Here is a 24,356-nt window from a genome sequence, read left to right on the forward strand (position 1 = left end):
GGTTCATGAGTAACGGTTGGGTGCCGCCCGACGAGGTGCTGCGGGACGCGCCGGCGTACTCGCCCCGCCCGGGTGAACAGGCCGACCTGGAGCTACTCCTCACCGGGGCGTACACCCCGCTGACCGGCTTCATGACCCGCGCCGAGCTGGTCTCGGTGAGTCGGCGGGGTCGGCTGACCGACGGCGTTCCCTGGTCGGTGCCGGTAACGCTCCAGGTGCCCACGGCCCTCGTCGAGCGGCTCGACGTCCGCGATCCGACCCACCGCACGTTGGTACTGACCGACGGCGAGGGGGCCCCGATGGCCGCGCTGGAGGTCGCCGACACCTGGCCGATCCGCGACGGGGTGACCGGGGTCGGCGGCCCGGTTCGCCGGCTCGGTGACGGCGGGCACGGCCCGTTCCAGCGGCTGCGTCGCACCCCGGAGGAGATTCGCTCACTGCTGCCACCCGGCCGGGTGCTCGGGGTGGTCGCCGACCGGCCGCTACACCGGCCGCAGCTCGCCCAGATCGCCCACGCGACCCGCACCCTCGGCGCCCACCTGCTGGTGTTGATCCCGGTCGGTGCGGACGGCGGCGAGCTGCCGCCGGAGGCCCTGGTGCGCAGCGTCTTCGCCGCCCGGGACCGGATGCCGCCGGCGACGCTGGTCGCCGTTCCGCTGCCCCGCCGCCGCGAGGAGATCGCCGACGCGCTACTCCGGGCGCGGGTCTCGGCGGCGTACGGGGTGACCCATCTGCTCTCCACCGGCGAGACGCTCTCCGGGGCCGGGCTGCGGGTGCTGGTTCCACGGGAGTTGGCCTACGACAACCGCGACGGGCAGTGGCGGTGGCGGGAGGACATCCCGCCACGCAACCGGCGGCAGGCGCTGACCCAGGCCGAGATTGACGACCTGCTGGACCGGGGTTTCCCGCTGCCGGAGTGGCACACTCCCCCGGCGGTGGCGAAGGAGTTGGTGCACGCCCGGCCACCCCGCCGCTACCGAGGACTGGTCATCTTCCTGACCGGCCTCTCCGGTTCCGGCAAGTCCACCATCGCCCGTGGGCTCACCGATGCCCTACGGGAGCAGGGCGAACGGACGGTCACCCTGCTCGACGGCGATATCGTGCGCCGGGAGCTGTCGGCGGGGCTCGGCTTCAGCAAGGCCGATCGGGACACCAACATCCGCCGGATCAGCTGGGTGGCTGCCGAGATCGCCCGGCACCGGGGGGTGGCGATCTGCTGCCCGATCGCCCCCTACGAGCAGGCGCGGGCCGAGGCCCGAAAGATGACGCTGGCCACCGGGGCGGGCTTCCTGCTGATCCACGTCTCCACCCCGCTGGAGGTCTGCGAGCAGCGGGACCGGAAGGGCCTGTACGCGCGCGCCCGCGCCGGCCTGCTGACCGGGATGACCGGAGTGGACGACCCGTACGAGGAACCGACCGACGCTGACCTGACACTCGACACGACCGACCTGTCGGTGGAGGAGGCGGTGCAGGCGGTCCTGCACCAGCTGGCCGAGACGGGGTGGGTCGAGCCCCGCCACCCGAACGGGTAGTTCCCGGGATAGGCCCCGGAGTCGGGAGCGGGGCCCGGGAGCGGGCTCAGAACCGGAACCGGGAGCCGGGAAAGGCTCAGAACCGGGGCGCGGGGGGCCCGGGACAGGGCCCCCCGCTGGGAAGGGACGGCTGGCTGTGTGCGACAGCCGGGAAGCTGACGGGCGGCGCACATCGTGGGCGACCACGGTCAACTTTCCTGGACGCGACTGGCATCTCGTCCATCTGGGTCAACGAGGCGCGCCGGAGAAAGTCGCGCTATCCGGCTCGACCCCGCCCCGCCGACTACCCCAATCGGTAGTCGGCGGCCCCGCCGGTCGGGATTGATCAGGCGAGCTTGCGGGCCAGGTTCTCGTCCAACGCGTTCATGAACTCGTCGGTGGTCAGCCACGGGGCGTCCCGCGAGATGAGCAGCGCGAGGTCCTTGGTCATCTGACCGCCCTCAACGGTCTCGATGATGACCTTCTCCAGCGTGTTGGCGAACTCGGCAACCGCCGGCGTGCCGTCCAGCTTGCCCCGGTGGGCCAGGCCCCGGGTCCAGGCGTAGATCGAGGCGATCGGGTTGGTCGAGGTCTTCTCGCCCTTCTGGTACTGCCGGTAGTGCCGGGTGACGGTGCCGTGCGCGGCCTCGGCCTCGACGGTACGGCCGTCCGGGGTCATCAACACGGACGTCATCAGGCCGAGCGAGCCGAAGCCCTGTGCGACGGTGTCGGACTGCACGTCACCGTCGTAGTTCTTGCAGGCCCAGACGAAGCCACCCTCCCACTTGAGCGCCGCGGCGACCATGTCGTCGATCAGCCGGTGCTCGTAGCTGATGCCGGCCGCCTCGAACTCGGCCTTGAACTCAGCCTCGTAGACCTCGGCGAAGATGTCCTTGAACCGGCCGTCGTACGCCTTGAGGATGGTGTTCTTGGTCGACAGGTAGACCGGGTAGCCACGGTCGAGGCCGTACCGCATGGAGGCGCGGGCGAAGTCCCGGATCGACTCGTCGAAGTTGTACATGCCCATGGCGACACCGCCGCCGGGGAAGTTGGCGATCTCCATCTCGACCGGCTGGGTACCGTCGGTCGGGGTGTAGGTGATGGTGACCTTGCCGGGCCCGGGGACGACGAAGTCGCTGGCCTTGTACTGGTCGCCGTGGGCGTGCCGGCCGATGATGATCGGCTTCGTCCAGCCGGGCACCAGCCGCGGCACGTTGGACATGATGATCGGCTCGCGGAAGACGACGCCGCCGAGGATGTTGCGGATGGTGCCGTTCGGCGACCGCCACATCTTCTTCAGGCCGAACTCCTCGACCCGCGCCTCGTCCGGAGTGATCGTGGCGCACTTGACGCCGACGCCGTGCTCCTTGATCGCATTGGCGGCGTCAACGGTGGCCTGGTCGTCGGTCTCGTCCCGGTGCTGGATCGAGAGGTCGTAGTACCGCAGGTCGACGTCGAGGTAGGGCAGGATCAGCTGCTCCCGGATCTGCTTCCAGATGATCCGGGTCATCTCGTCGCCGTCGAGCTCTACGACCGGGTTGTTTACCTTGATCTTCGCCATCGGCCGGCGCTCCTCTCGGGGGACACATGCTCAAGCAGTACGAGCGTACTGCAAACAATCTCGGTCTCCCCAGCCGGCCTCATTCCAGGGACCGAACCCTCGGCGAGGGGCGACGGCGGCCCGCGGCCGGGTGGCTCCGGGACCAGGTGGCCTCGGGGCCAGGTGGCCGCGAGCCGGGTGGCCGCGGGACTAGGTGGCCGCGAGCCGGGTGGCCGCGGGGCCGGGTGGCCGCGGGCCGGGTGGCCGCGGGCCGGGTGGCCGCGGGGCCGCCGTCGGGATGATCACATGCTGGCGACGTCGCTCTGCTTGGCGCGGACCGCCTCGGCGGCCTCCTTCAAGGCGGCCAGCTCATCGGCGTCCAGGTCGGTCTCGACGACTCGGCGGACCCCCTGCGCGCCGATCTCCGCTTCCACCCCGAGGTAGACGCCGGAGATGCCGTACTCCCCGTCCACCCAGGCGCAGACTGGCATGACGTCGCCGGAGTCCTCGGCGACGGCCTTCGCCATCCGGGCGGCGGCGGCCGACGGGGCGTAGTAGGCCGAGCCGGTCTTCAGCAGCGCCACCACCTCGGCGCCACCGTTGCGGGTCTTGACCACCAGCTCCTCGATCTGCTCCGCGGGCATCGCCTCGCGCAGCGGCTTGCCGGCCACGCTGCTCTTGGACGGCACCGGGACCATGGTGTCCCCGTGCGAACCCAGCGTCAGCGTCCGTACCGAGGCCACCGGTACGCCGAGCGCCTCGGCCACGAAGTTGGTGAACCGGGCGGTGTCCAGCATTCCCGCCTGGCCGAGCACCCGGTTGTGCGGGAACTGGGTGGCGATCTGGGCCAGCGCGGTCATCTCGTCGAGCGGGTTGGAGACCACGATCACGACGGCGTTCGGCGCGTACTTGGCGACGTTCTCGGCGACCTGCCGGACGATCTTGGCGTTGGTCTCCAGCAGGTCCATCCGGCTCATGCCCGGCTTGCGCGGCAGGCCGGCGGTGACGACGACCACATCCGAGCCCTCGATGGCCTCGTAGCCCTCGCCGTTGGGGCCGGTGGTCACGCCAACCAGCTTGGTCTCGAAGCCCTCGACGGCCCGCGACTGGTTGAGGTCCAGGGCGAGACCCGCCGGCTTACCCTCCACGATGTCAGTGATGACGACGGTGTCGAAGACGTCGTACTCGGCCAGACGCTGCGCGGTGGTGGAGCCGTAGAAGCCGGCCCCGACGACAGTGACCTTCTTACCCATTGACGTCCCACTCCCTGATACCAGTCGGTTTTTCCGGACCGTATCAGCCATCCTGGCACCGATCCGGTCAGGGTCGGACGGTTACACCCTCGATGCGTGCGCTTCGGTGCCGCTGGGGGACTTCAGCCGCGTTCGGCCCGCTCCACGACGTTGGTCAGCAGCATCGCGCGGGTCATCGGGCCCACGCCGCCGGGCATCGGGACCAGGGCTCCGGCCACCTCGGTGACGCCGGGATCCACGTCGCCGGTGTAGCGGCCCTTACCATCGGGGCCGATCACCCGGGTGATACCGACATCCACCACCACCGCACCCGGCGTGATCATGTCGGCGGTGAGGAGCCCCGGCACCCCGGCCGCGACGATCACGATGTCCGCCGCCCGGGTGTGCGCGGTGAGGTCGAGGGTGCCGGTGTGGCAGAGGGTGACGGTCGCGTTCTCGCTGCGCCGGGTGAGCAGCAGCCCGAGCGGGCGGCCGACCGTGTTACCCCGACCGACCACGACGACCCGGGCACCTCGCAGCGCCACGTCGTGCCGGCGGAGCAGCTCGACGATCCCGCGCGGGGTGCAGGGCAGCGGCCCCGGGTAGCCGAGCACCAGCCGGCCCAGGTTGACCGGGTGCAGACCGTCGGCATCCTTGTCCGGGTCGATCAGCTCCAGCACCCGCTGGGTGTCGAGGTGGCCGGGGAGCGGCAGCTGCACGATGTAGCCGTGACAGGCCGGGTCGGCGTTCAGGTCCGCCAGCACGGTGTCCACCTGCTCCTGCGTGGCGTCGGCCGGCAGCTCCCGACGCAGCGAGGCGACGCCGACCTCGGCGCAGTCCCGGTGCTTGCCGTTGACGTACGCCTGGGAGCCGGGATCGCCGCCGACCAGGACAGTGCCCAGACCGGGAGTGACACCCCGTTCCGCGAGAGCCTTCACGCGCACCCGCAGCTCGTCCTTGATCTGGGCTGCGGTCGCCTTGCCATCCAGAAGCGTCGCCGTCACCTCCAGATCGTCTCACGCCGGCCAGCGTGCGGAGCCGACGACCCGAACAGCCGACGTCCGACGCCGTGGTGACCGGGGACACCCGGGGCCGCCAGCCCCGTGCAATAAGTCACTCTGAGTAGCCCAGATTGGCCCAAACCTGGACGACCGACTGCGGGCAGGGACACGCCGGACGGGGTCGGCGACGGGGGTTCGGCGTCGCCCTAGCGGGTCGACACCCCCGCCCGATCGACCGATTCGGCGAGCAAAAAGTGCAGGTCAGCCACGGATCCCTAGCACGTACGGGCGCCCCGGACAAGGCTCAACCCCACCCTCCGTTACGGCTTCGCAATCCTTCCGTTGTCGATCGCTGACCGGCGGCCTACCGTTGCCGGTCGTTGCGCAGCGTTACCCAACGTCGGGTCCTGCGCAGCGTGAGGATGAGGAGGCTTCATGCGCGTTCGTAGACTCGCCGCCTGGACGGCCCTCCCGCTCGCGGTGACCCTGGGCCTGACGGCCTGTGGCTCCGGCAGCGGTGGTTCCGGCGGGACCGACCCCAACGCGGCCGTGCGGATCGAGATCGCCGAGCCGCAGCACTTGGTTCCGACCAACACCAACGAGACCAGTGGCTCGCAGGTGCTCTCCGCCCTGTTCAGCCCGCTGGTCGACTACGACGACGCCCACCAGGCGTACGAGGTGGCAGCCGAGTCGGTGACGTCCGAGGACAACATCACCTGGACGATCAAGCTCAAGGACGGCTACACCTTCCACAACGGCGAGCCGGTCACCGCCGACAACTACATCGACGCCTGGAACTACGGCGCCTACGCCCCGAACGGCCAGGGCTCGAGCTACTTCTTCGAGAAGATCGCCGGGTACGAGGACCTGCAGGGCGAGACCCCGGCGGCGCAGACGCTGTCCGGCCTGGAGAAGGTTGACGACCTGACGTTCACCGTCACCCTGTCCGCGCCGTACTCCGGTTTCCGGACGATGCTCGGGTACAACGCCTTCTACCCGCTGCCGGAGGCCGCATTCTCGGAGCCGGGCGTGCTCGACGAGGGCTACGAGCAGGCGCCGATCGGGCAGGGCCCGTTCCAGATGAAGGGCACCTGGCAGCACGACGCCCGGGTCGAGGTCGAGCGGTACGACGCCTTCCCCGGCGAGCAGCCGAAGGTGGCGGGCGTCGAGTTCCGGATCTACCAGCAGCCCGCGGCCGCGTACGCGGATGTCATCTCGGACAACCTCGACGTGATCAAGGTGATCCCGACCGAGAACCTGTCGACCGCCCCCACCGACCTCGGGGACCGGTTCCAGACCAGCCCTGGGTCGTCCTTCCAGTTCCTCTCCTTCCCGACCTACCAGGAGGAGTTCAGCGACCCGGACGTGCGTAAGGCGATCTCGATGGCGATCGACCGGGACGAGATCACGAAGGCGGTCTTCAAGGACTCGCAGACGCCGGCCCGCTCGTTCGTCTCCCCGGTTGTCGCGGGCTACCGCGACAACACCATCGGCGACGCCGGCACCTTCGACCCGGCCAAGGCCAAGGCGCTCTACCAGAGCGCGGGCGGCCCGAGCAGGATCGAGATCTCGTACAACGGCGACGGCGGCCACAAGGACTGGGTCGACGCCACCTGCAACCAGCTCCGGGCGAACCTGGGTGTGGAGTGCGTCGGCAGCGCCGAGCCGAAGTTCTCCGACCTGCTGACGAAGGTCAAGGCGGAGCAGCCGGTCGGCCTGTTCCGGATGGGTTGGGTCATGGACTACCCGTCCATGGAGAACTACCTGGGCCCGCTGTACACCAGCAACGGCTCGTCGAACTTCTACGGCTACGAGAACCCCGAGTTCGACAAGCTGGTCGCCGAGGGTTCGTCGGCGGCCTCCGAGGAGGAGGCGATCGCGAAGTACCAGCAGGCCGAAGACCTGCTGGCCGAGGAGATGCCGGTGATCCCGCTGCGCTACGGCCAGAACGTCTTCGGGCACTCGAGCAACGTCACGAACGTGGAGTTGGACCTCTTCAACCGGGTCGACCTGCTGAAGATCGAGGCAGTCCAGTAGTTCCGTAACGAGCGGCGTGGTCGGGTCACCGGGTAGCTGGTGACCCGACCACGCCTCCCCTTCGCCCTTTTTCAGAGAGACTGCCTAGTATGGTCCGCTTTATTCTGCGACGACTGCTCCAGATGGTCCTCGCCTTCTTCGGGACCACGCTGATCGTCTACGCGTTGATGTTCGCCGGTCAGGGTGACCCCATCCAGGCGCTCGCCGGCGAACGCCCGGTGACCGACGCCCAACGTGCGTACCTGACGGAGAAGTTCCACCTGGACCGGACCGGTATCGACGGCTTCTTCTACCGGTACTTCGACTACATCCGGAACCTGCTCCAGGGCGACCTCGGCGAATCCCTCACCGGGCGGCAGATCGGCGACATCCTCGCCGCCGCCTGGCCGGTGACGATCAAGCTGGCCCTGATCGCGATGACGGTCACCGTGCTCGTCGGAGTCACCGCCGGTGTGCTCGCCGGAATCCGCCGGGCCAGCATCTTCGACAACTCGACGCTGCTGCTGACCCTGGTCGTACTCGCCGTGCCGACCATCGTGCTGGCACCCATCGCGCAGTACCTCCTCGGCGTCCGGTGGCAGCTCTTCCCGCCCACCGCCGGCGCCGACCCCGACTTCTACGCGCTTCTCCTGCCCGGGATCGTCCTCGGCTCCCTCTCCCTGGCCACCGCGTTGCGGCTGACCCGGACCTCGGTGGCCGAGAACCTGCGCGCCGACTACGTCCGCACCGCCCGGTCGAAGGGCCTGGTCAAACGACGGATCGTCAGCATCCACGTACTGCGCAACTCGCTCATCCCGGTGGTCACCTTCCTCGGCGTCGAGCTGGGCAACCTGATGGGCGGCGCGATCATCACCGAAGGGGTGTTCAACATCCCCGGGGTCGGTTTCAACCTCTTCCGCGCCATCCGTACCGAGGACGGCCCGTTGGTGGTGGGGATCGTCAGCGTGCTGGTCGTGGTCTACCTCGTCGCCAACCTGGTGGTGGACGTGCTCTACGCCGTACTCGACCCGAGGATCCGCTATGAGTGATTTCGAGACGGTGGCCGCGTCGGAGGACCCCAACGCCCGGCGCGGCCCCTCCGGCGAACCCAACGCGCCGAACCAGGTCGGCGGTACCGCCGTCACCCCCGGCCGACCCCGCAGCCTCGCCGGCGACGCCTGGCGGGACCTACGGCGAAAGCCGATCTTCTGGATCAGCTCCGCCCTGGTCCTGGTGGTCACCGCGATGGCCGCCGTGCCCGCGCTGTTCACCGCCGCCGACCCGGCCGACTGCCTCCTCTCCCGGCAGCACGCCGGCCCGTCCGGCGGAGCGATCTTCGGGTACGACTTCCAGGGCTGCAACACGTACGCCCGGGCGGTCTACGGCGCCCGCGCCTCGCTCCTGGTCGGCGCCCTCTCGGCGCTGCTCACCGGGCTGATCGCGCTAACCGTCGGCATGCTCGCCGGATACTTCGGCCGGTGGATCGACGCCATCCTCTCCCGGGTGATCGACATCGTGCTCGGGATCCCGCTGCTGCTCGCCGCGATCGTGCTGCTCAAGCGAGTCGCTAGCGACAGCGCGACGATCCGGATCGCGGCCGTCATCTTCGTCCTGGCGGTGCTCGGCTGGACGACGACGGCCCGGGTGGTCCGCTCGTCGGTGATCACCGCGAAGGAGCAGGACTACGTCTCCGCCGCCCGGATGCTCGGCGCGAGCAACAGCCGGATCATGTGGCGACACATCCTGCCCAACACGCTCGCCCCCGCCATCGTGGTGCTGACCATCGCGCTCGGATCGTTCATCGCGGCCGAGGCGACGCTCTCGTTCCTCGGTATCGGGCTCAAAGAACCCACGATCTCCTGGGGCATCGACATCAACAACGGCCGGGTGCACATGCGGGAGTCGGCCACCCCGCTGATGGTCCCGTCGACCTTCCTCGCGCTGACCGTGCTGGCGTTCATCATGCTCGGCGACGCGATCCGAGACGCCTTCGACCCGAAACTCCGGTGAGCCCCATGCGCCGGAATCGGCCCACCCGTGGCAGCGAGCGAAAGGCAGGCACTGTGTCCCAGTCCGCCGTCCAACCCACGCCCGCCTCCCCCACTCCGGAGGGCGGCCACCTGCTCGAGGTACGGGACCTGCACGTCGAGTTCCGCACCGGAGAAGGTGTGGCGAAGGTGATCAACGGTGTCTCGTACCACCTGGACGCCGGGGAGACCCTCGCCGTGCTCGGCGAGTCCGGCTCCGGCAAGTCGGTCACCGCCCAGGCGATCATGGGCATCCTGGACACCCCGCCCGCGGTGATCCGCTCCGGGCAGATCCGCTACCAGGGCCGCGACCTGCTCACCCAGTCGGAGGAGCAACGCCGGCAGGTACGCGGCACCGAGATCGCCATGATCTTCCAGGATGCCCTCTCCGCGCTGAACCCGACCTTCCCGGTCGGCTGGCAGATCGGCGAGACGCTGCGCCAACGGGCCGGGATGTCCCGCGGCGACGCCCGACGGCGGGCGATCGAACTGATGGAGCTGGTCAAGATCCCGGACGCCGCCAACCGGCTCGGCGACTACCCGCACCAGTTCTCCGGCGGGATGCGGCAACGCGTCATGATCGCCATGGCGTTGGCGCTGAACCCGAAGGTTCTCATCGCCGACGAGCCGACCACCGCGCTGGACGTGACCGTGCAGGCCCAGATCATGGACCTCCTGTCCGACCTGCGCCGAGACCTCGGCATGGCGATGATCCTGATCACCCACGACCTCGGCGTGGTGGCCGGGGTCGCCGACCGGATCGCCGTCATGTACGCCGGGCGGATCGTCGAACACGCCGACGTCCGATCGCTGTACAAGACACCCGCCCACCCGTACACCAAGGGGCTGCTGGAATCGATCCCCCGGCTGGACTTCCACGGCCAGCAGCTGTCGACCATCCGGGGCCTGCCGCCGAACCTGATGCGGATCCCCGCCGGCTGCCCCTTCCACCCCCGATGCCCGTACGTCCAGCAGGTCTGCCTGGACGTCGTACCGCACGACCTGGTCCTCGGCGACGGCCGGACCAGCGCGTGCCACTTCGCGCAGGAGGTCCGTGATGACCGCGCCCGCTAGCCCGCCGAAGAAGGTACGCGGCGAGCCGATCCTGGCCGTCGAGAACCTGGTCAAACACTTCCCGATCAGCCGGGGCGTCGTCTTCCAGCGCCAGATCGGCGCGGTCCGCGCCGTGGACGGGGTCAGCTTCGACCTGCGCCGTGGGGAAACCCTCGGCATCGTCGGCGAATCCGGCTGCGGCAAGTCCACGCTGGCCCGGCTGCTGATGCGGCTGGAGATGCCGACCTCCGGAGCGGCGACCCTGGAAGGGCGGGACCTCTTCGCCGCCCGCGGCGGGGAGTTGCGCCGGCTCCGCCGCAACATGCAGATGGTCCTCCAGGACCCGTACACCTCGCTGAACCCGCGGATGACCGTCGGCGACATCATCGGGGAACCCTTCGAGATCCACCCGGAGGCAGCACCCAAGGGCAGCCGGCAACAGCGAGTCCAGGAGCTGCTGGACATGGTCGGGCTCAGCCCCGAGCACATCAACCGGTACCCACACCAGTTCTCCGGCGGCCAACGCCAGCGCATCGGCATCGCCCGCGCGCTCGCCCTGCGCCCCGAGGTGATCGTCTGTGACGAGCCGGTCTCCGCGCTGGACGTCTCGATCCAGGCGCAGGTGATCAACCTGCTGGAGCAGCTGCAGGACGAGCTCGGCCTCTCGTACATCTTCATCGCCCACGACCTGTCGGTGGTACGGCACATCTGTGACCGGGTCGCGGTGATGTACCTGGGTCGGATCGTCGAGCTCGGCACCGAGGAGGAGATCTACCAGCGGGCCACCCACCCGTACACCCAGGCGCTGCTGTCGGCGGTGCCGGTGCCCGACCCGGAACAGCGGGACAACCAGAACATGATCCGCCTGATCGGCGACGTGCCGAGCCCGGCGAACCCGCCGAGCGGCTGCCGGTTCCGCACCCGGTGCTGGAAGGCGCAGGACGTCTGCGCCACCCAGGACCCGGACGCCGTGCCGCGCGCCGCCGACCCGCACCCGTCGGCCTGCCACTTCGCCGAACTCCGCGAACCGACGTCCCCCTCCTGACGACCGCACCCCAGCTCGCACCAGGGATCCAGGCAGGATCGCTGGCACGCCTCCGTATCGGTGCCGGCGAGTACCGTCAACTGTGGTGGCGCGCCGGAGTACCCGGCCGGCGGTCCGCCGCCCAGAATCGCTACCTGGGAGGCGACGATGATGGACCAGACGACCTTCGGTGCACGCCTGCGCGCCCACCGCGAACGTGCCGGGAAGACTCGACCGGTCCTCGGTGGTCTGGTCGGTCGCAGCGCGGAGTGGGTCAAGGCATTGGAGAACGGACGCCTACTTCCGCCCCGCCTTCCCATGATGCTTCGCCTGGCTGAGGTATTGGGGCTCGCCGACCTGGCCGACCTGACCGGAGATCAGACCCTGCCCGTGGCGTCGGTGACCCGCGCTGGTCATCCCGCTCTCGACAAGGTCGCCGCCGCGATGCAACGCTCTTCCCTGCCGGCCGGTCCGGCTACTCGGGTCGAGGTGCTGCGCGGCTTGGTCGGTCAGGCGTGGGAGTTGTGGCACCGTTCGACCACCGAACGAACGGCGGTCGCCGGGGTACTTCCCGGGCTGCTGAGCGAAGCGCAGCGCAGCGCTCGCCGGCTGGATGGCCTGGCCCGCCGACACGCGCTCGTCGAACTGGCCCGGGTCTACCACCTTGCCCAGTTGTACCTGGCCCACCAGCCGTACCCAGAGTTGGTGTGGCTGGCCGCTGACCGGGCGATGCTTGCCGCGCAGGACGCCGACGATCCGGCCGCGATCGCGGCGGCCGGCTGGTACTACGCCCACGTTTACCGCGGAGCCAACCAGATCGACGCCGCCGAGCAGGTGCTTGTCGACGCTGCCGCTCTGGTTGACCCCGCCGCCGACGACGAACAGCTGGCCCGGTGGGGGCAGGCCCAGCTCGGCATCGCGCTGGGGCGCAGCAAGGCTGGTCGAGCCGGGCAGGCCTGGCGGGCATGGGACGTCGCCGACGAGGCCGCCGGCCGGCTTGGCAGCGGGTACACCCACCCGTGGTTGATGTTCGGACCTGCCGCCTGCGCGACGTACGCGGTCACCATCGAAACGGACCTGTGCCGGCCGGGTGCGGCGGTTCGGCGTGCGGACACCATGGACTACCGTGCGCTTCCGTCGTGCACGCGTCGGGCCGCCGCCCTGATCGAGGGCGCACGGGCGCATGTGCTGCACCGAGGTGAGTTGGCGGCGGTGCATCTGCTCGGACGGGCACTGCGGGAGAGCGTGGACACCGTGCGACACCATCCGTACGCCCGCACCGCTGTCCTGGAGCTGTCCGGCCGGCCCGGCATGGTCGGGGAGGACGCGAGGGAACTCGCCCTCGCGATCGGCGTAACGGGGTAGCGCTCCCTCAGGTACAGACTCTCCCCGCCGCCACCCGCGACCGTTCGTAGCGTCCAGGTCACTGGTGGCGGGCAACCACTTCGGCCGCACTCCCAAGAGTGCCGGAACTTCCCGCCGCCTTACGGAACTCGACGAAAGGCGAACCCGTGGCGGCCTCTTCCAAGCTATCCAGCGTGGTGCGGTGGTTACTCCGGCGGCAGGAGTTGCCGCCACGAACGCAGGTCGGGGAGCGTCACCAGGCGATTGAGCGGGAAGCGGCCCGGCAGCGGCTGCTCGAACAGGCGAAACGGCTACGGGACACGCAGTGGCACCGTGAGCCGACTCAGCCCGCGCCCCTACCCCGACGACGGTGGAGCAGAGCACCGATGTCGAGACAAGGGGCCACCGGTGAGACGAGGGGCCATCGGCGGGACCGGCGGCCGCTTCCGGCGCGGTGCCGGGTGACCGCCCACAGCCCGGTCACCCGCGCATGGACCTGCAGCGGCTGCGGCCTGCCCTGGCCCTGCCCAACCCGAAAGCAGGAGCTACAGGCGGAGTACGACCGTACCCCGGTCTCGCTGGCCCTCCACCTCGGCGCGCACCTCGTCCAAGCCACCGCGGACATGCCCTGGACCCCCGCCGGAATCCTCCACCAGCGTTTCCTCGGCTGGACCCGCAGCCGTGCGGTCCACGCCAACGGCACGCGGGAAAAGACCTCAGTCCAGTCGGTCGCCGGTAGGGGCAGGTAGCTGCCACATTGCGCTGACGGGCAGTGCGCGCAGTCGGTCGCCGAATGGCAGCGTGGACGTTCCGGTGTAGAGGACAATGCCAGCGATGAAATCGTCGCCGAGGCGGTCGGCGAGTCGGCGCAGCCCCCGGAAGTCGCCGGGTCCGACCGTACTGGCGGCTTTGACTTCGACCCCGACGACCTGTCCGGATCGGTTCTCGAGCACCGCGTCGACCTCGTACTGGCTCTGGTCGCGGTAGTGGTACAGCTCGACGAGCTGCCCGGACCAGGCGGGGCCACACACGGGCCTCACCTTGGTCAGTGAACGAAGTGCCGGGTGCCGGTCAGCTACATGGTCATGCCGGCCGCCTTGGCAGCGGCGATGACCTACTCGTCCCGGATTGATCCGCCGGGCTGGACCCCGGATGCCGACCCCGGGGTTTCGATCCGCGCGACCCCCGGCTTTCGATCTGCGGGGCCCTCTGCTTTCGATCTGCGGGGCACCAGGCTTTCGATCTGCGGGGGCCTCGGGCAAGCCGCCTACGACGCCGACGTGGCCCGCCCACATCGTCACGATGGGCGGCGCCGAGGAGCACCAGGATCATGCCGTTGGCACACACCACGGCCGCGGGCATCGCCGCGCTGTTTGACCTCAACGTCGTCGCGCCCAGCCTGCTGGCGCACGCGGCCCTACCGCACCTGCGCCGGAGAACGGCATTCGGGTCAACGCCCTGGCTCCCGGTCCAACCGAGAGCCAGGCGTTGGCCGCCGCCGGACCCTCCGACCCGGCCATCGAAGAGATCAAGCGAGCAGAGGCCGTCCGCATCCCCCGCGGTCGCCGCAGCGGCCCCGAAGAGGTGGGCTGGAGCGGACCTGACCTTCGGTCAGTGGAAGAAGTGCCGGGTGCCGGTCAGGTACATGGTCACGCCGGCCGCCTTGGCAGCGGCGATGACCTCCTCGTCCCGGATCGATCCGCCGGGCTGGACGATCGCCCGCACTCCGGCATCGAAGAGGACCTTCGGCCCGTCGGCGAACGGGAAGAACGCATCGGAGGCGCACACCGACCCGCGCGCCCGTTCGGCGCCAGCCCGCTCCACCGCCAGCCGGGCCGAGTCAACCCGGTTGACCTGTCCCATGCCGACGCCGACCGTCGCGCCGTCCCGGGCCAGCAGGATCGCGTTGCTCTTCACCGCCCGGACCGCCCGCCAGGCGAAGGCCAGGTCCCGCAGGGTCGCCTCGTCGGCGGCCTCGCCGGTGGCCAGTTGCCAGGCAGTCGGGTCGTCGCCCGCGGCGTCCACCCGGTCCCGGAGCTGAACCAGCATCCCGCCGGTGACCGGTCGCCACTCCGCCGAAGCCGGGGCGTAGGCCGGGGCGCGCAGCAGGCGCACGTTCTTCTTGCCCCGCAGCACCTCGAGCGCGTCGGGTTCGAAATCCGGGGCGACAACCACCTCGGTGAACACCTCCGCCACCTGACCGGCGAGCTCGACGCCGACCGGCCGGTTCACCGCGATCACGCCACCGAAGGCGGACACCGGGTCACAGGCGTGCGCCCTGCGGTGCGCCTCGGCGACGTCCGCGCCCACCGCGATGCCGCACGGGTTGGCGTGCTTGATGATCGCCACCGCCGGCTGGTCGGGGAAGTCGTTGGCGGCCCGCCAGGCGGCGTCGGCGTCAACGTAGTTGTTGTACGACATCTCCTTGCCGTGCAGCTGCTCGGCCTGGGCGAGCCCGGCCGGGCTTGACGGGTCGGTGTAGAGGGCGGCCGGCTGGTGCGGGTTCTCCCCGTACCGCAGCACCGCGTCGCGGCGCAGCGCCAAGCCGGCGAAGCCCGGCCACGGCGCGTCTTCCTCGACCAACTCCCGCGCACACCACTCGGCGACCGCCACGTCGTAGTCGGCGATCACCGCGAACGCCCGGGCCGCGAGCGCCCGGCGCTGCGTCAGGGTGAAGCCACCCGCCCGTACCGCCGCCAGCAGCTGGGGGTAGTCCGACGGGTCGGTCACCACGGCGACCGAGGCGTGGTTCTTGGCGGCGGCCCGCACCATCGCCGGGCCGCCGATGTCGATCTGCTCGACGCACTCGTCCTGCCCCGCCCCGGAGGCGACGGTCGCCTGGAACGGGTACAGGTTGGACACCAGCAGGTCGATCGCCCCGATGCCATGCTCGGCGAGCTGCCCGACGTGCGACTCCTTGCGCAGGTCCGCGAGGAGACCGCCGTGGATCTTGGGGTGCAGCGTCTTGACCCGGCCGTCGAGGATCTCCGGGAACCCGGTCACCGAGTCCACCGCGGTGACCGGCACGCCGGCACCGGCGATCGCCGACGCGGTGCTTCCGGTCGAGACGATCTCCACGCCGGCGTCGTGCAACGCCTGGGCCAGCTCGGCCAGACCGGCCTTGTCGTAGACGCTGACCAGCGCCCGCCGAATCGGGCGGCGCTCGTCCTGACTGGAACTCACGGGACCGTGACCTTCCTTCCGGTGATCGTCCAACCTGTACGGACCAGGCGGCCCACCTGCTCGACGAGCTGGCGGCGCTCGGCCTCTTTGATGCGCTCGGTGAGCGTCTGCTCGTCGTCGCCGTCCCGGACCGGCACCGCGACCTGGGCGACGATCGGGCCGGTGTCCGTGCCCGCGTCGACGAAGAAGAGAGTGGCCCCGGTGATCTTCACCCCGTAGGCGAGCGCGTCGCGGGGCCCGTGAATGCCGGGAAAGGCCGGCAGCAGGGTGTTGTGCGTGTTCAGATAGCGGTCGCCGAACGCGGCGAGGAAATGCGGGCCGACCAGCTTCAGGAAGCCGGCGGAGACGACTAGGTCGGGGGTGTGCTCGGCGACCCGCGCGGTGAGCGCGGCGTCCCAGTCGGAGCGGGTCGGATAGTCCTTCACCCGCTCGACGAAGGTCGGCACCCCCGCCGCCGCGGCCCGGTCCAGCCCGGCGATGCCGTCGCGGTCCGCCCCGACCGCGACCACCCGGGCCCCGTACCCGGGATCGGTTGCGGCGTCGAGCAACGCCTGAAGGTTGCTGCCGGAGCCGGAGACGAGAACGACGACACGGGCGGCAGACGCGGGCTCAGGCACCGGACAACCCTATCGGGGTGGCCCGGCCGCCGGTCCGCTGGGCGGCAAGCCGACTCTGAGTCAGCGACCGGGGCAGGTACGCTGCCGAACGCTCCCCCACGCACCGATGGCGACAGTTGTCCCGGTGTCGCACCCTGTTCAAAGGAGTAGCGAGAGATGCAGCCCGGCATTCCGCCCCGGTCCTCGAACTCCTGCTGATTGATCGAGGAACACATGCAGCCCGACCCGACCACGCCACAGCCCGATCCATCCACCCCACAGCCCGACCCGACCACGCCACTGCCCGACGCGTCCGCCCCACAGCCCGACCCGACCACGCCACTGCCCGACGCGTCCGCGCCACCAGCGGACCCATACGCCCCACCGGCGGACCCGTTCCCCCCACCGGCGGACCCGTACGCCCCACCAGCCGACCCGTACGCCCCACCGGCCGACCCGTACGCCGCGCACACCGCTCCGCCGAGCCCACCACCGCCAGGCCCGTACGCCGCGCCGTACCCACCACCACCACCACCGGGCCCGTACGCCGCGCCGTACCCGGGGCCCTACGGTGGGGTGCAGATGTACCCGAACGCGGGTTACCCGCTCCCGGCGGGAAAGCAGAACAACCTCGGGTTGCTCGCCATGATCCTCGGCATCGCGTCGGTCCCGCTGGCCTGTTGCTATCTCGGCCTGCCGGCGGGTATCGCCGCGATGGTGACCGGATGGCTCGGCCAGCAGAGGGTCGAGCAGGGGCTCGCGGACAATCGTGGTCAGGCCCTAGCCGGCATGATCTGCGGTGCGATCGGCGCGCTGCTGGGCCTCGGCTGGGGTGTCATGGCCATCCTCGGGCGCGCCTTCTATTAGTCGCCTCGACGGGGTCAGCCGCGGGACAGGAACCGGGCCGCCACCCCGCCGCCCAGCACACCGGTCCCGGTGACCACGGTCGCCACCAACGCCACCTGCCACGGCACCGGCCCGACCTCCGCCAGCCGACCCGCACCGAGCGGGCCGGCTGACGCCGCCGCCGCGGCACCCACCAGTAGGCCCGTCACCGGGCCGGCGAGCAGCACCGGGCGCAGTAACGGCCCCCACTCTTCCCGGGCGCTGTCGCTGCCGGACCGCAGCAGCCGACGGGTCAACGACCAGCCCGCCACCATCCCGACCAGAACCGGCGCCGCGAGCAGGCCCGCCCCCAGGCCGTCCACCGGTCCACCGGGGAGGCCCGCCACCAGCGGCAGGGCCGGCAGCGCCCCCACTGTCACCTCGCTGGTCTGCACCGTGGTGTCGGTGCCAACCGCGAACCCGGGGCCGAGCAGATAGCTGGTTGACCAGATCGCCGCGTTCGGGGCGTACGCCAGGTTGACCAGGGTGATCCCGGCCTGCCCCGCCACCCCGGTGTGGTAAGCCGCGATCAGGTCGGCCGCGTCACCGCCGCCGGTCGCCACCGCCAGCCCCGCCACGCCGGCCCCCACCGCAAGCAGCAGCAGCGTCGCGACCAGACCGGTCCGGATCCCCTCCCGCAGCGGTAGCGGCGCCCGCGCGGCGAGCACGTCACCGAGCCCGGTCGTGCGAACCGCCCCGACGAGGGCGGCGACGGTGGCGACCACGGCGAGGGTCAGGCCGGTCCGTACCGGCGACACGTCCACCGTCCCTCCGGTGACCAGCAGGGCGGCGAGCACTCCGAGGCTGGTGTAGGCGATCCCGACCGCCCCCGCGGCGACGAACGCGCGCTTCGGCGACCTGCTGCCCCGAGCACCGATGGCCCGGGTGACGTGCACTCCGGCCCGGATGAGTCGCCAACCGGCGAGCAGGGTCACCGCCAGCGGGACGAGCCCGAGCGGACCGGCGTTCGTCGCCAGCGGGACGCCGTGCCCGAGTAACCAGCCGGCCAGCCCGACCCGGACCGCGTCCGGCAGGTTCGACGCACCCGCACTGAGCTGGAAGAACCAGAGCACAACTGCCACCGGTAGCCAGGAGGTGAGCGCCGCACCGACCGCGGCGACGCCCGCGGCGACGGCCAACGGCGGACGGCTCGGCGGCCCACCCGTTCCTGGCGCGGGTACCCGGCGAGCCGGCCCGGGTCGCCCCGGTGGGCGGGCACCCACCCGGGTGCGCCGGCCGGGCTGATCGGGGGTGACAGAGGACATCAGGTCTACTCTGACATGCCGTGGGGGCGGTAGCAGGTCGATAAACCCCCCGAACGGGTTCGAGTTGCGTGATCCACCGTCTCCTGCCTCCGATCCGGTCTAGCCTCGGCCACAGGACGCCACCGTGGCCGACCGGTGGGTCGAGTGGGGACCTCCACCACCGGAGGTGTTGACCGTGCCCCCGCACCCCGGCGGGCGCGGCACGATGCGAGGAGGCACGCCGTGACCGCTGCATATCCGCCGCCCGACGCGGCGGCGGGCAAGGACCGGACGACGCTCTGGGGCGTACTCGGCATCGTCGTCGGCCTGCTCTGCTGCGGCGTCCTCGGTATCGTCTTCGGCTACCTGTCAATCCGCGATGCGCGGCGCTTCGGCAACTCGCCGGTGCTTGGTTGGTTGGGCATCGCCTTCGGCGTGTTCAACATCATCGCCAACGGAGTTCTCTACCTGGGCGGCAGTAATCCGTTCAGCTGAGTTGACGACTGGGGGATCAGCCGTGGACGACTGATCCCCCAGCGGTCGTCGCCGGGACTCAGCCCGCGGACATGATCTCCCGCATCAGCCGGGCCGTCTCAGTCGGAGTCTTGCCGACCTTGACGCCGACCGCTTCCAGCGCCGTCTTCTTGGCCTCCGCGGTGCCGGCCGAGCCGGAGATGATCGCACCCGCGTGCCCCATTGTCTTCCCGGGCGGTGCGGTAAATCCAGCGATGTAACCGACCACCGGCTTGGTGACGTTCGCCTTGATGAACTCGGCAGCCCGCTCCTCGGCGTCGCCGCCGATCTCACCGATCATGACGATCGCGTCGGTGTCCGGGTCGTCCTCGAACGCGGCCAGCGCATCGATGTGCGTGGTGCCGATGATCGGGTCACCGCCGATGCCGACACAGGTGGAGAAGCCGATGTCGCGCAGCTCGTACATCATCTGGTAGGTCAGCGTGCCGCTCTTGCTGACCAGGCCGATCCGACCGGTGCCGGTGATGTCGGCCGGGATGATGCCGGCGTTGGCGGCGCCCGGCGACACGATTCCCGGGCAGTTCGGCCCGATGATTCGGGTCCGCTCGCCCTGCGCCACGTTGTACGCCCAGAAGGCGGCGGTGTCGTGCACCGGCACGCCCTCGGTGATCACCACGGCGAGCGAGATGCCGGCGTCGATCGCCTCGATCACCGCACCCTTGGTGAACTGCGGCGGCACGAAGATAACCGTCACGTTGGCGCCGGTCTCCCGCATCGCGTCGGCGACGTTCGCGAAGACCGGCAGCTGGGCGCCGTCGAAGTCAACGGTGGTGCCCGCCTTGCGCGGGTTCACCCCACCGACGATGTCGGTGCCCGCGGCGAGCATCCGCCGGGTGTGCTTGGAACCCTCGGAACCGGTCATCCCCTGCACGATGACCTTCGAGTCCTTGGTCAGCCAGATCGCCATTGTCAGACCCCCGCAGCGGCCAGCTCGGCGGCCCGCTCGGCCGCACCATCCATCGTGTCTACCCGCTGGATCAGCGGGTTGTTCGCGCCGTCGAGAATCGCCCGACCGGCCTCCGCGTTGTTGCCGTCCAGGCGGACGACCAGCGGCCTGGTGACCTTCTCACCCCGCTGCTCGAGCAGGGCCAGCGCCTGCACGATGCCGTTGGCGACCGCGTCGCAGGCGGTGATCCCGCCGAAGACGTTGACGAAGACGCTCTTCACCGCGGGGTCGGAAAGCACGATCTCGAGGCCGTTGGCCATCACCGCGGCGCTCGCACCGCCACCGATGTCGAGGAAGTTCGCCGGCTTCACGCCGCCGTGCCGCTCACCGGCGTACGCGACCACGTCAAGGGTCGACATGACCAGTCCGGCGCCGTTGCCGATGATGCCGACCTCACCGTCGAGCTTGACGTAGTTGAGGTCCTTCTCCTTGGCGGCCTGCTCAAGGGGGTCCACGGCGGCCTGGTCAACCAGCGCCTCGTGGTCCGGGTGCCGGAACGCCGCGTTCTCGTCCAGGCTGATCTTGGCGTCGAGCAGGAGCAGCCCGCCCTCGGCGGTCTTGGCGAGTGGGTTCACCTCGACCAGCGTCGCGTCCTCGGCGACGAACGCCTGCCACAGGTCCACCGCGATCTCGACGGCCTGGTCGGCAACCTCGGCCGGGAACCCGGCCTGGGTGACGATCCGCCGGGCCGTCGCCGCGTCCACGCCGACGTTCGCGTCGATCGGCGCCTTGACGACCTTCTCCGGCGTCTCGGCGGCCACCTGCTCGATGTCCATCCCACCGGCGACACTGGCGATGCAGAGGAAGGTGCGGTTCGCCCGGTCCAACAGGTAGGAGAAGTAGTACTCCTCGGCCACGTCCGCGGTCACGGTGATCATGACCTTGTGGACGGTGTGCCCCTTGATGTCCATGCCGAGGATGTCGGTGGCCCGGGCCACCGTCTCCTCCGCGCCCTCGGTCAGCTTCACCCCGCCGGCCTTGCCCCGGCCGCCGACCTTCACCTGCGCCTTGACAACCACCCGACCGCCGAGGCGTTCGGCGATCGCTCGGGCCTCCTCCGGGGTCGTGGCGACGCCGCCGGCGAGCACGGGCAACCCGTGCCGCTCGAACAGGTCCCGCCCCTGGTACTCGTACAGGTCCACGATTGCGCGTCCCGTCCCGTCTCCGCGGCGCGCCGTCGCGCCGCCACCAGCGTATGGAAATCAGTTTGACGCCTGTCATCGGTTGTAACAGGCCATTGAAGTCAGCCTAGCGAGGTCGACACCACCAACGACCAAGCGGGTACATGGTGTGCGGTTCTACACAGCTAACTGGCTAGCACCCGCCGTTCGGCCGAGCGTCAACCTTCCGGACGATGTTTTCCCCGGCACGTAACCCCGGGGGTCAGGCCTCGTTGAGTCAGATGTCAAAGCGCTGAACAGCGCGGCGACGAGACGGCCGATGCCCTGTCGGTCGAGGGGTGGCGGCGGGGCATCGTGCATAGAGAGGCCGGGCGTGTGAGGGGTGCGTCCGGCCTCTCCCCCTGCCCGTGAAATCCCCGGGCCGATCGTCAGGCGACGGCCTGCGCCACGTTCTGCCGAACCCAGTCCACGATCGACCCCGTGGTGGCCCCCGGCGTGAAAATCTTGGCTACGCCTATCTGCTGCAGTTCCGGGATATCAGTGTCCGGGATGATGCCCCCGCCAAAGACGACGATGTCTCGCGCGTCCCGCTCGGCAAGGAGCTCCAACACCCGCCGGAAAAGGGTCATGTGGGCCCCGGACAGAACGGAAAGTCCGACCGCGTCGGCGTCCTCCTGGATCGCGGTCTCCACAATCTGCTCCGGGGTCTGATGCAGACCGGTGTAGATGACTTCCATCCCGGCGTCCCGGAGGGCACGCGCGACGACCTTTGCGCCGCGGTCATGGCCGTCCAGGCCCGGCTTGGCGACGACGACCCGAACACGAGAGCTCATCTGCGCATCCCTTTCACCGACTCCGCGGCTTGACCTTAACGAACGGTAACCCGACCGGTCCGGGCCGCGGAATCCGGGCCGCCGAACACCCCCGCCACCTCGGCGCCCACCCACCCATCGGAGAACCGGGGGCACCCGAGTCAGTCAAGTCGGACGGCTCCACCTTTCGGTCACCCTACGCGACGAACAGGATGAGATTGCGGACACCTTCCCCGGCCTAGCCCCAGGACAATAGTGGATACAAACGGACAGAACAGCACACCAATTTAGCGATGCGGCTTGTGACGGACGTGGTGGTTGGTTACCGTGTCCAACGGTTGTCATCAGGTCCATGGACGGGTGACGACGCGGTCGGCGGAGTTCACCCAGCTTCGCGAACCCGCCCGATCGCCTCGATACCCCGACAACGGAGGGTGTGCGTGCGCCAGCGCCTGTCGTCTGAGCCCGATAGATATCGCGGCCGCCGCCGCGTACCCACCCCACCGCGGAGCCGCTACGCCGCAGTCGTTACCACCGCCCTCGTCGGCGCCAGCGGGGTCGCCCTCTTCGCCGGCAGCGCCCTACCCGACGCCAAGAGCGTCAGCCCGACGGTACTGGACGAACTCAAGGCGGCTTCCGCGCTGAGCGAGGACGCCGCGGAGCGCGCCGACGCCGCCAACCGCTCGTCGCGGGGCGGCGAGCGATTCAGCTCGACGGCGGAGACCGGAGTCTGGTGCCTCCCGCTCAAGGACTACGAGTTCAACTCCCCGTACGGCGTACAGGGTGAAGAGCTGCACACCGGCGTGGACCTAGTCGCCCCAGAAGGCACCCCCTACGTCTCCGTCCATGACGGCACCGTCACCAAGGCCGGCTGGTTCGGCGGCTACGGCTACACGGTGATCGTCGCGCACGCCGACGGCAGCGAGGCCATCTACGGACACTCCTCCACCCTCAGCGTGCAGGAGGGACAGCAGGTCAAAGCCGGCGACCAGCTCGGCCTAGTCGGCAACACCGGCCTCTCCTACGGCTCCCACCTACACCTTGAGGTCCATGTCAAGGGCGAACCGCTCGACCCGGTGCCCTGGCTGATGGAGCGCGGAGTGGACATCAAACTCCAGATGGAACCTTTCTACAGCGACGTAGCCACACCCTGACGCTGTGTCATGCCCTACTGCCGCCCGGATCGAAGGATCCGGGCGGTTTTCTCTCTCCACCAGCTGGCGAAGGTGTTTGGGGTCACCTCCAGTGGTGTGACTGGCCCCACACCCGAGCCGGGTCACTGCCGCCGCTATTCGTGACACGGGCCGACATAGCTCCGACGATCGCACCGGACCGCGCCCGCCCGCGGGCCCCTCGTCTCCGGCCGGCTCCGGACGGACCTCAGGATGTCGAGGGTCATGTGTCCCTACGAGCAGTGAAGGTCCGCTGTGCAGAACGACACCTCCCGCTCGCGCCGGAACACCGCCCGGGCCCGCCACCGGCGACCGATCAACACCCGAGGTCGCGTACTGCGGGTCACGGCCGCGGTAGCCGGACTCGCCCTCGCCGGAGTCGCGGCAACAGCAATCGTCGGCGACGCCCAGGACGCCACACCGAACGATGCTGTCCACGTCGACCTGCGGGCCCAGGCCGAGGCCCGGGCCCAGGCCGAGGCACGGGCCCAGGCCGAGGCCGCCGCCCGCGCCGAAGCCGCCGCTGAAGCCGAGGCCGCCGCCCGCACTGCGGCGGCCGCCCGCGCCGATCGGTCCGCCCGAAAATCGGCGAGCAGCAGTCCGAGTGCCAGCGCCTCGGCGAGCCCCACGGCGCGGCCCTCGGCCAGCACGGCACCGCCGAAGGTGACAGCCAAGCCGACAACGACCGCGTCGACACCGACCTGGATCATCCCCATGGCCGATGCCGCCATCACCTCCTGCTACGGCCCCCGGGGAGGAATTCTGCACGCCGGCATCGACTTCGCCCTGCCCGCCGGCACCCCAGTCCGCGCCGCTTTCGGCGGCACCGTGACGAAGGCCGGCGACGCCGGTGACGGGTACGGCATCTCGGTCGTCATCGACCACGGCAACGGATACCTGACCCACTACGCCCACCTGAGCACCGCGAAGGTGAGCGTCGGCGACCCGGTCGACACCGGTGACACCATCGGCTTGGAGGGCTCCACCGGCGACTCCACCGGCCCGCACCTGCACTTCGAGGTGCATCAGGGCCAGCTGTGGAACCAGATCGACCCGGCGCCGTTCCTCCGTGAACGCGGCATCGACGTGGCCTGCTGACCGAACGCCTCCCGGGG

21 protein-coding genes and 3 pseudogenes are annotated in these 24,356 nt (G+C 70.1%); 13 read left to right on the forward strand and 11 right to left on the reverse strand.

Going from position 1 to position 24,356, the window contains the following annotated elements:
• Window positions 1-5 precede the first annotated feature (5 nt).
• Entirely contained in the window at window positions 6-1,532 is a 1,527-nt protein-coding gene (cysC, locus tag SALPAC2_RS0112245) for an adenylyl-sulfate kinase (protein WP_018216946.1), read from the forward strand.
• Between the two features lie 325 nt (window positions 1,533-1,857).
• Here the strand turns inward: cysC and SALPAC2_RS0112250 are convergent, their stop codons facing one another.
• The 3 genes from SALPAC2_RS0112250 to SALPAC2_RS0112260 form a co-directional block, all read right to left on the reverse strand.
• Window positions 1,858-3,072 carry an NADP-dependent isocitrate dehydrogenase gene (locus SALPAC2_RS0112250; protein WP_018216947.1) on the reverse strand — a complete coding sequence of 405 codons (1,215 nt, stop codon included), beginning with the start codon at window positions 3,070-3,072 and terminating at the stop codon, window positions 1,858-1,860.
• A 281-nt stretch (window positions 3,073-3,353) separates the two neighbouring features.
• Window positions 3,354-4,304, reverse strand: coding sequence for a malate dehydrogenase (locus tag SALPAC2_RS0112255; protein WP_018216948.1), 951 nt, complete (start codon window positions 4,302-4,304; stop codon window positions 3,354-3,356).
• Between the two features lie 122 nt (window positions 4,305-4,426).
• Window positions 4,427-5,287, reverse strand: coding sequence for a bifunctional methylenetetrahydrofolate dehydrogenase/methenyltetrahydrofolate cyclohydrolase (locus SALPAC2_RS0112260; RefSeq protein WP_018216949.1), 861 nt, complete (start codon window positions 5,285-5,287; stop codon window positions 4,427-4,429).
• Between the two features lie 432 nt (window positions 5,288-5,719).
• Between SALPAC2_RS0112260 and SALPAC2_RS0112265 the strand changes: the two genes are divergently transcribed.
• The 7 genes from SALPAC2_RS0112265 to SALPAC2_RS0112295 all read left to right on the forward strand — a co-directional run bounded on the left by SALPAC2_RS0112265 (window position 5,720) and on the right by SALPAC2_RS0112295 (window position 13,497).
• Window positions 5,720-7,321 (forward strand): peptide ABC transporter substrate-binding protein, encoded by a 1,602-nt coding sequence (locus SALPAC2_RS0112265; RefSeq protein WP_018216950.1) that lies wholly within the window; start codon window positions 5,720-5,722, stop codon window positions 7,319-7,321.
• Window positions 7,322-7,410: 89 nt separating this feature from the next.
• Complete coding sequence (locus SALPAC2_RS0112270) at window positions 7,411-8,349, forward strand: ABC transporter permease (RefSeq protein ID WP_026184675.1); 939 nt, start codon at window positions 7,411-7,413, stop codon at window positions 8,347-8,349.
• Window positions 8,342-9,310, forward strand: coding sequence for an ABC transporter permease (locus SALPAC2_RS0112275; protein ID WP_018216952.1), 969 nt, complete (start codon window positions 8,342-8,344; stop codon window positions 9,308-9,310). Before SALPAC2_RS0112270 ends, SALPAC2_RS0112275 begins: the two co-directional genes overlap by 8 nt.
• Before the next feature lie 5 nt (window positions 9,311-9,315).
• Complete coding sequence (locus tag SALPAC2_RS0112280) at window positions 9,316-10,401, forward strand: ABC transporter ATP-binding protein (protein ID WP_018216953.1); 1,086 nt, start codon at window positions 9,316-9,318, stop codon at window positions 10,399-10,401.
• Window positions 10,385-11,425 (forward strand): ABC transporter ATP-binding protein, encoded by a 1,041-nt coding sequence (locus tag SALPAC2_RS0112285; RefSeq protein WP_018216954.1) that lies wholly within the window; start codon window positions 10,385-10,387, stop codon window positions 11,423-11,425. Before SALPAC2_RS0112280 ends, SALPAC2_RS0112285 begins: the two co-directional genes overlap by 17 nt.
• 150 nt (window positions 11,426-11,575) lie before the next feature.
• Complete coding sequence (locus SALPAC2_RS0112290; RefSeq protein WP_026184676.1) at window positions 11,576-12,769, forward strand: helix-turn-helix domain-containing protein; 1,194 nt, start codon at window positions 11,576-11,578, stop codon at window positions 12,767-12,769.
• A gap of 440 nt (window positions 12,770-13,209) precedes the next feature.
• Entirely contained in the window at window positions 13,210-13,497 is a 288-nt protein-coding gene (locus tag SALPAC2_RS0112295; RefSeq protein WP_026184677.1) for a hypothetical protein, read from the forward strand.
• Here SALPAC2_RS0112295 and SALPAC2_RS0112300 read toward each other — a convergent pair.
• Together SALPAC2_RS0112300 and SALPAC2_RS27875 are read right to left on the reverse strand one after the other, a co-directional pair.
• Window positions 13,465-13,764: pseudogene (locus SALPAC2_RS0112300) on the reverse strand (DUF4143 domain-containing protein); the annotation flags it as partial. The gene SALPAC2_RS0112295 and the pseudogene SALPAC2_RS0112300 sit on opposite strands and share 33 nt — an antisense overlap.
• Before the next feature lie 195 nt (window positions 13,765-13,959).
• A pseudogene (locus SALPAC2_RS27875) lies at window positions 13,960-14,068 on the reverse strand (transcriptional regulator); the annotation flags it as partial.
• On the opposite strand from SALPAC2_RS27875, the pseudogene SALPAC2_RS26100 reads away from it, so the two are divergent.
• Window positions 14,067-14,335, forward strand: a pseudogene (locus SALPAC2_RS26100) (ketoreductase); the annotation flags it as partial. The pseudogenes SALPAC2_RS27875 and SALPAC2_RS26100 sit on opposite strands and share 2 nt — an antisense overlap.
• A gap of 24 nt (window positions 14,336-14,359) precedes the next feature.
• Here SALPAC2_RS26100 and purH read toward each other — a convergent pair.
• Both purH and purN read right to left on the reverse strand, forming a co-directional pair.
• A complete protein-coding gene (purH, locus tag SALPAC2_RS0112305; RefSeq protein WP_018216957.1) occupies window positions 14,360-15,931 on the reverse strand; it encodes a bifunctional phosphoribosylaminoimidazolecarboxamide formyltransferase/IMP cyclohydrolase in 1,572 nt (523 codons plus the stop codon).
• On the reverse strand, window positions 15,928-16,548 hold the full coding sequence (purN, locus tag SALPAC2_RS0112310; RefSeq protein WP_018216958.1) for a phosphoribosylglycinamide formyltransferase: 621 nt from the start codon (window positions 16,546-16,548) through the stop codon (window positions 15,928-15,930). Before purN ends, purH begins: the two co-directional genes overlap by 4 nt.
• Before the next feature lie 213 nt (window positions 16,549-16,761).
• On the opposite strand from purN, the gene SALPAC2_RS24735 reads away from it, so the two are divergent.
• On the forward strand, window positions 16,762-17,394 hold the full coding sequence (locus tag SALPAC2_RS24735; RefSeq protein ID WP_018216959.1) for a DUF4190 domain-containing protein: 633 nt from the start codon (window positions 16,762-16,764) through the stop codon (window positions 17,392-17,394).
• A gap of 14 nt (window positions 17,395-17,408) precedes the next feature.
• Here SALPAC2_RS24735 and SALPAC2_RS0112320 read toward each other — a convergent pair whose 3' ends face one another.
• Window positions 17,409-18,677 (reverse strand): cell division protein PerM, encoded by a 1,269-nt coding sequence (locus tag SALPAC2_RS0112320; protein WP_026184679.1) that lies wholly within the window; start codon window positions 18,675-18,677, stop codon window positions 17,409-17,411.
• 222 nt (window positions 18,678-18,899) lie between these two features.
• On the opposite strand from SALPAC2_RS0112320, the gene SALPAC2_RS0112325 reads away from it, so the two are divergent.
• Complete coding sequence (locus SALPAC2_RS0112325) at window positions 18,900-19,151, forward strand: hypothetical protein (protein WP_018216961.1); 252 nt, start codon at window positions 18,900-18,902, stop codon at window positions 19,149-19,151.
• A gap of 58 nt (window positions 19,152-19,209) precedes the next feature.
• Here SALPAC2_RS0112325 and sucD read toward each other — a convergent pair whose 3' ends face one another.
• The 3 genes from sucD to SALPAC2_RS0112340 form a co-directional block, all read right to left on the reverse strand.
• Window positions 19,210-20,097, reverse strand: a complete 888-nt coding sequence (gene sucD / locus SALPAC2_RS0112330) for a succinate--CoA ligase subunit alpha (protein ID WP_018216962.1) — start codon at window positions 20,095-20,097, stop codon at window positions 19,210-19,212.
• Between the two features lie 2 nt (window positions 20,098-20,099).
• Complete coding sequence (sucC, locus tag SALPAC2_RS0112335; RefSeq protein WP_018216963.1) at window positions 20,100-21,278, reverse strand: ADP-forming succinate--CoA ligase subunit beta; 1,179 nt, start codon at window positions 21,276-21,278, stop codon at window positions 20,100-20,102.
• Window positions 21,279-21,685: 407 nt separating this feature from the next.
• Window positions 21,686-22,090: a cobalamin B12-binding domain-containing protein gene (locus tag SALPAC2_RS0112340; RefSeq protein ID WP_012015020.1), complete on the reverse strand. Its 405-nt coding sequence runs from the start codon at window positions 22,088-22,090 to the stop codon at window positions 21,686-21,688.
• Window positions 22,091-22,509: 419 nt separating this feature from the next.
• On the opposite strand from SALPAC2_RS0112340, the gene SALPAC2_RS0112345 reads away from it, so the two are divergent.
• Both SALPAC2_RS0112345 and SALPAC2_RS0112350 read left to right on the forward strand, forming a co-directional pair.
• Window positions 22,510-23,223, forward strand: a complete 714-nt coding sequence (locus tag SALPAC2_RS0112345) for a M23 family metallopeptidase (protein WP_018216964.1) — start codon at window positions 22,510-22,512, stop codon at window positions 23,221-23,223.
• Between the two features lie 273 nt (window positions 23,224-23,496).
• Entirely contained in the window at window positions 23,497-24,339 is an 843-nt protein-coding gene (locus SALPAC2_RS0112350) for a M23 family metallopeptidase (protein WP_018216965.1), read from the forward strand.
• Window positions 24,340-24,356: the final 17 nt, after the last annotated feature.

The sequence above is a fragment of the Salinispora vitiensis genome (genome assembly GCF_000378825.1).
Lineage (GTDB): Bacteria > Actinomycetota > Actinomycetes > Mycobacteriales > Micromonosporaceae > Micromonospora > Micromonospora vitiensis.

Bases quoted from the DNA above. Each gene is read 5' to 3' on its own strand.
- SALPAC2_RS0112275 (WP_018216952.1), top strand. From the start codon at position 8,342: ATGAGTGATTTCGAGACGGTGGCCGCGTCGGAGGACCCCAACGCCCGG.
- SALPAC2_RS0112340 (WP_012015020.1), bottom strand. From the start codon at position 22,090: ATGAGCTCTCGTGTTCGGGTCGTCGTCGCCAAGCCGGGCCTGGACGGC.
- sucD (WP_018216962.1), bottom strand. From the start codon at position 20,097: ATGGCGATCTGGCTGACCAAGGACTCGAAGGTCATCGTGCAGGGGATG.
- SALPAC2_RS0112265 (WP_018216950.1), top strand. From the start codon at position 5,720: ATGCGCGTTCGTAGACTCGCCGCCTGGACGGCCCTCCCGCTCGCGGTG.
- SALPAC2_RS0112280 (WP_018216953.1), top strand. From the start codon at position 9,316: ATGCGCCGGAATCGGCCCACCCGTGGCAGCGAGCGAAAGGCAGGCACT.
- SALPAC2_RS24735 (WP_018216959.1), top strand. From the start codon at position 16,762: ATGCAGCCCGACCCGACCACGCCACAGCCCGATCCATCCACCCCACAG.
- SALPAC2_RS0112285 (WP_018216954.1), top strand. From the start codon at position 10,385: ATGACCGCGCCCGCTAGCCCGCCGAAGAAGGTACGCGGCGAGCCGATC.
- SALPAC2_RS0112290 (WP_026184676.1), top strand. From the start codon at position 11,576: ATGGACCAGACGACCTTCGGTGCACGCCTGCGCGCCCACCGCGAACGT.
- SALPAC2_RS0112320 (WP_026184679.1), bottom strand. From the start codon at position 18,677: ATGTCCTCTGTCACCCCCGATCAGCCCGGCCGGCGCACCCGGGTGGGT.
- SALPAC2_RS0112270 (WP_026184675.1), top strand. From the start codon at position 7,411: ATGGTCCGCTTTATTCTGCGACGACTGCTCCAGATGGTCCTCGCCTTC.
- SALPAC2_RS0112250 (WP_018216947.1), bottom strand. From the start codon at position 3,072: ATGGCGAAGATCAAGGTAAACAACCCGGTCGTAGAGCTCGACGGCGAC.
- SALPAC2_RS0112255 (WP_018216948.1), bottom strand. From the start codon at position 4,304: ATGGGTAAGAAGGTCACTGTCGTCGGGGCCGGCTTCTACGGCTCCACC.
- cysC (WP_018216946.1), top strand. From the start codon at position 6: ATGAGTAACGGTTGGGTGCCGCCCGACGAGGTGCTGCGGGACGCGCCG.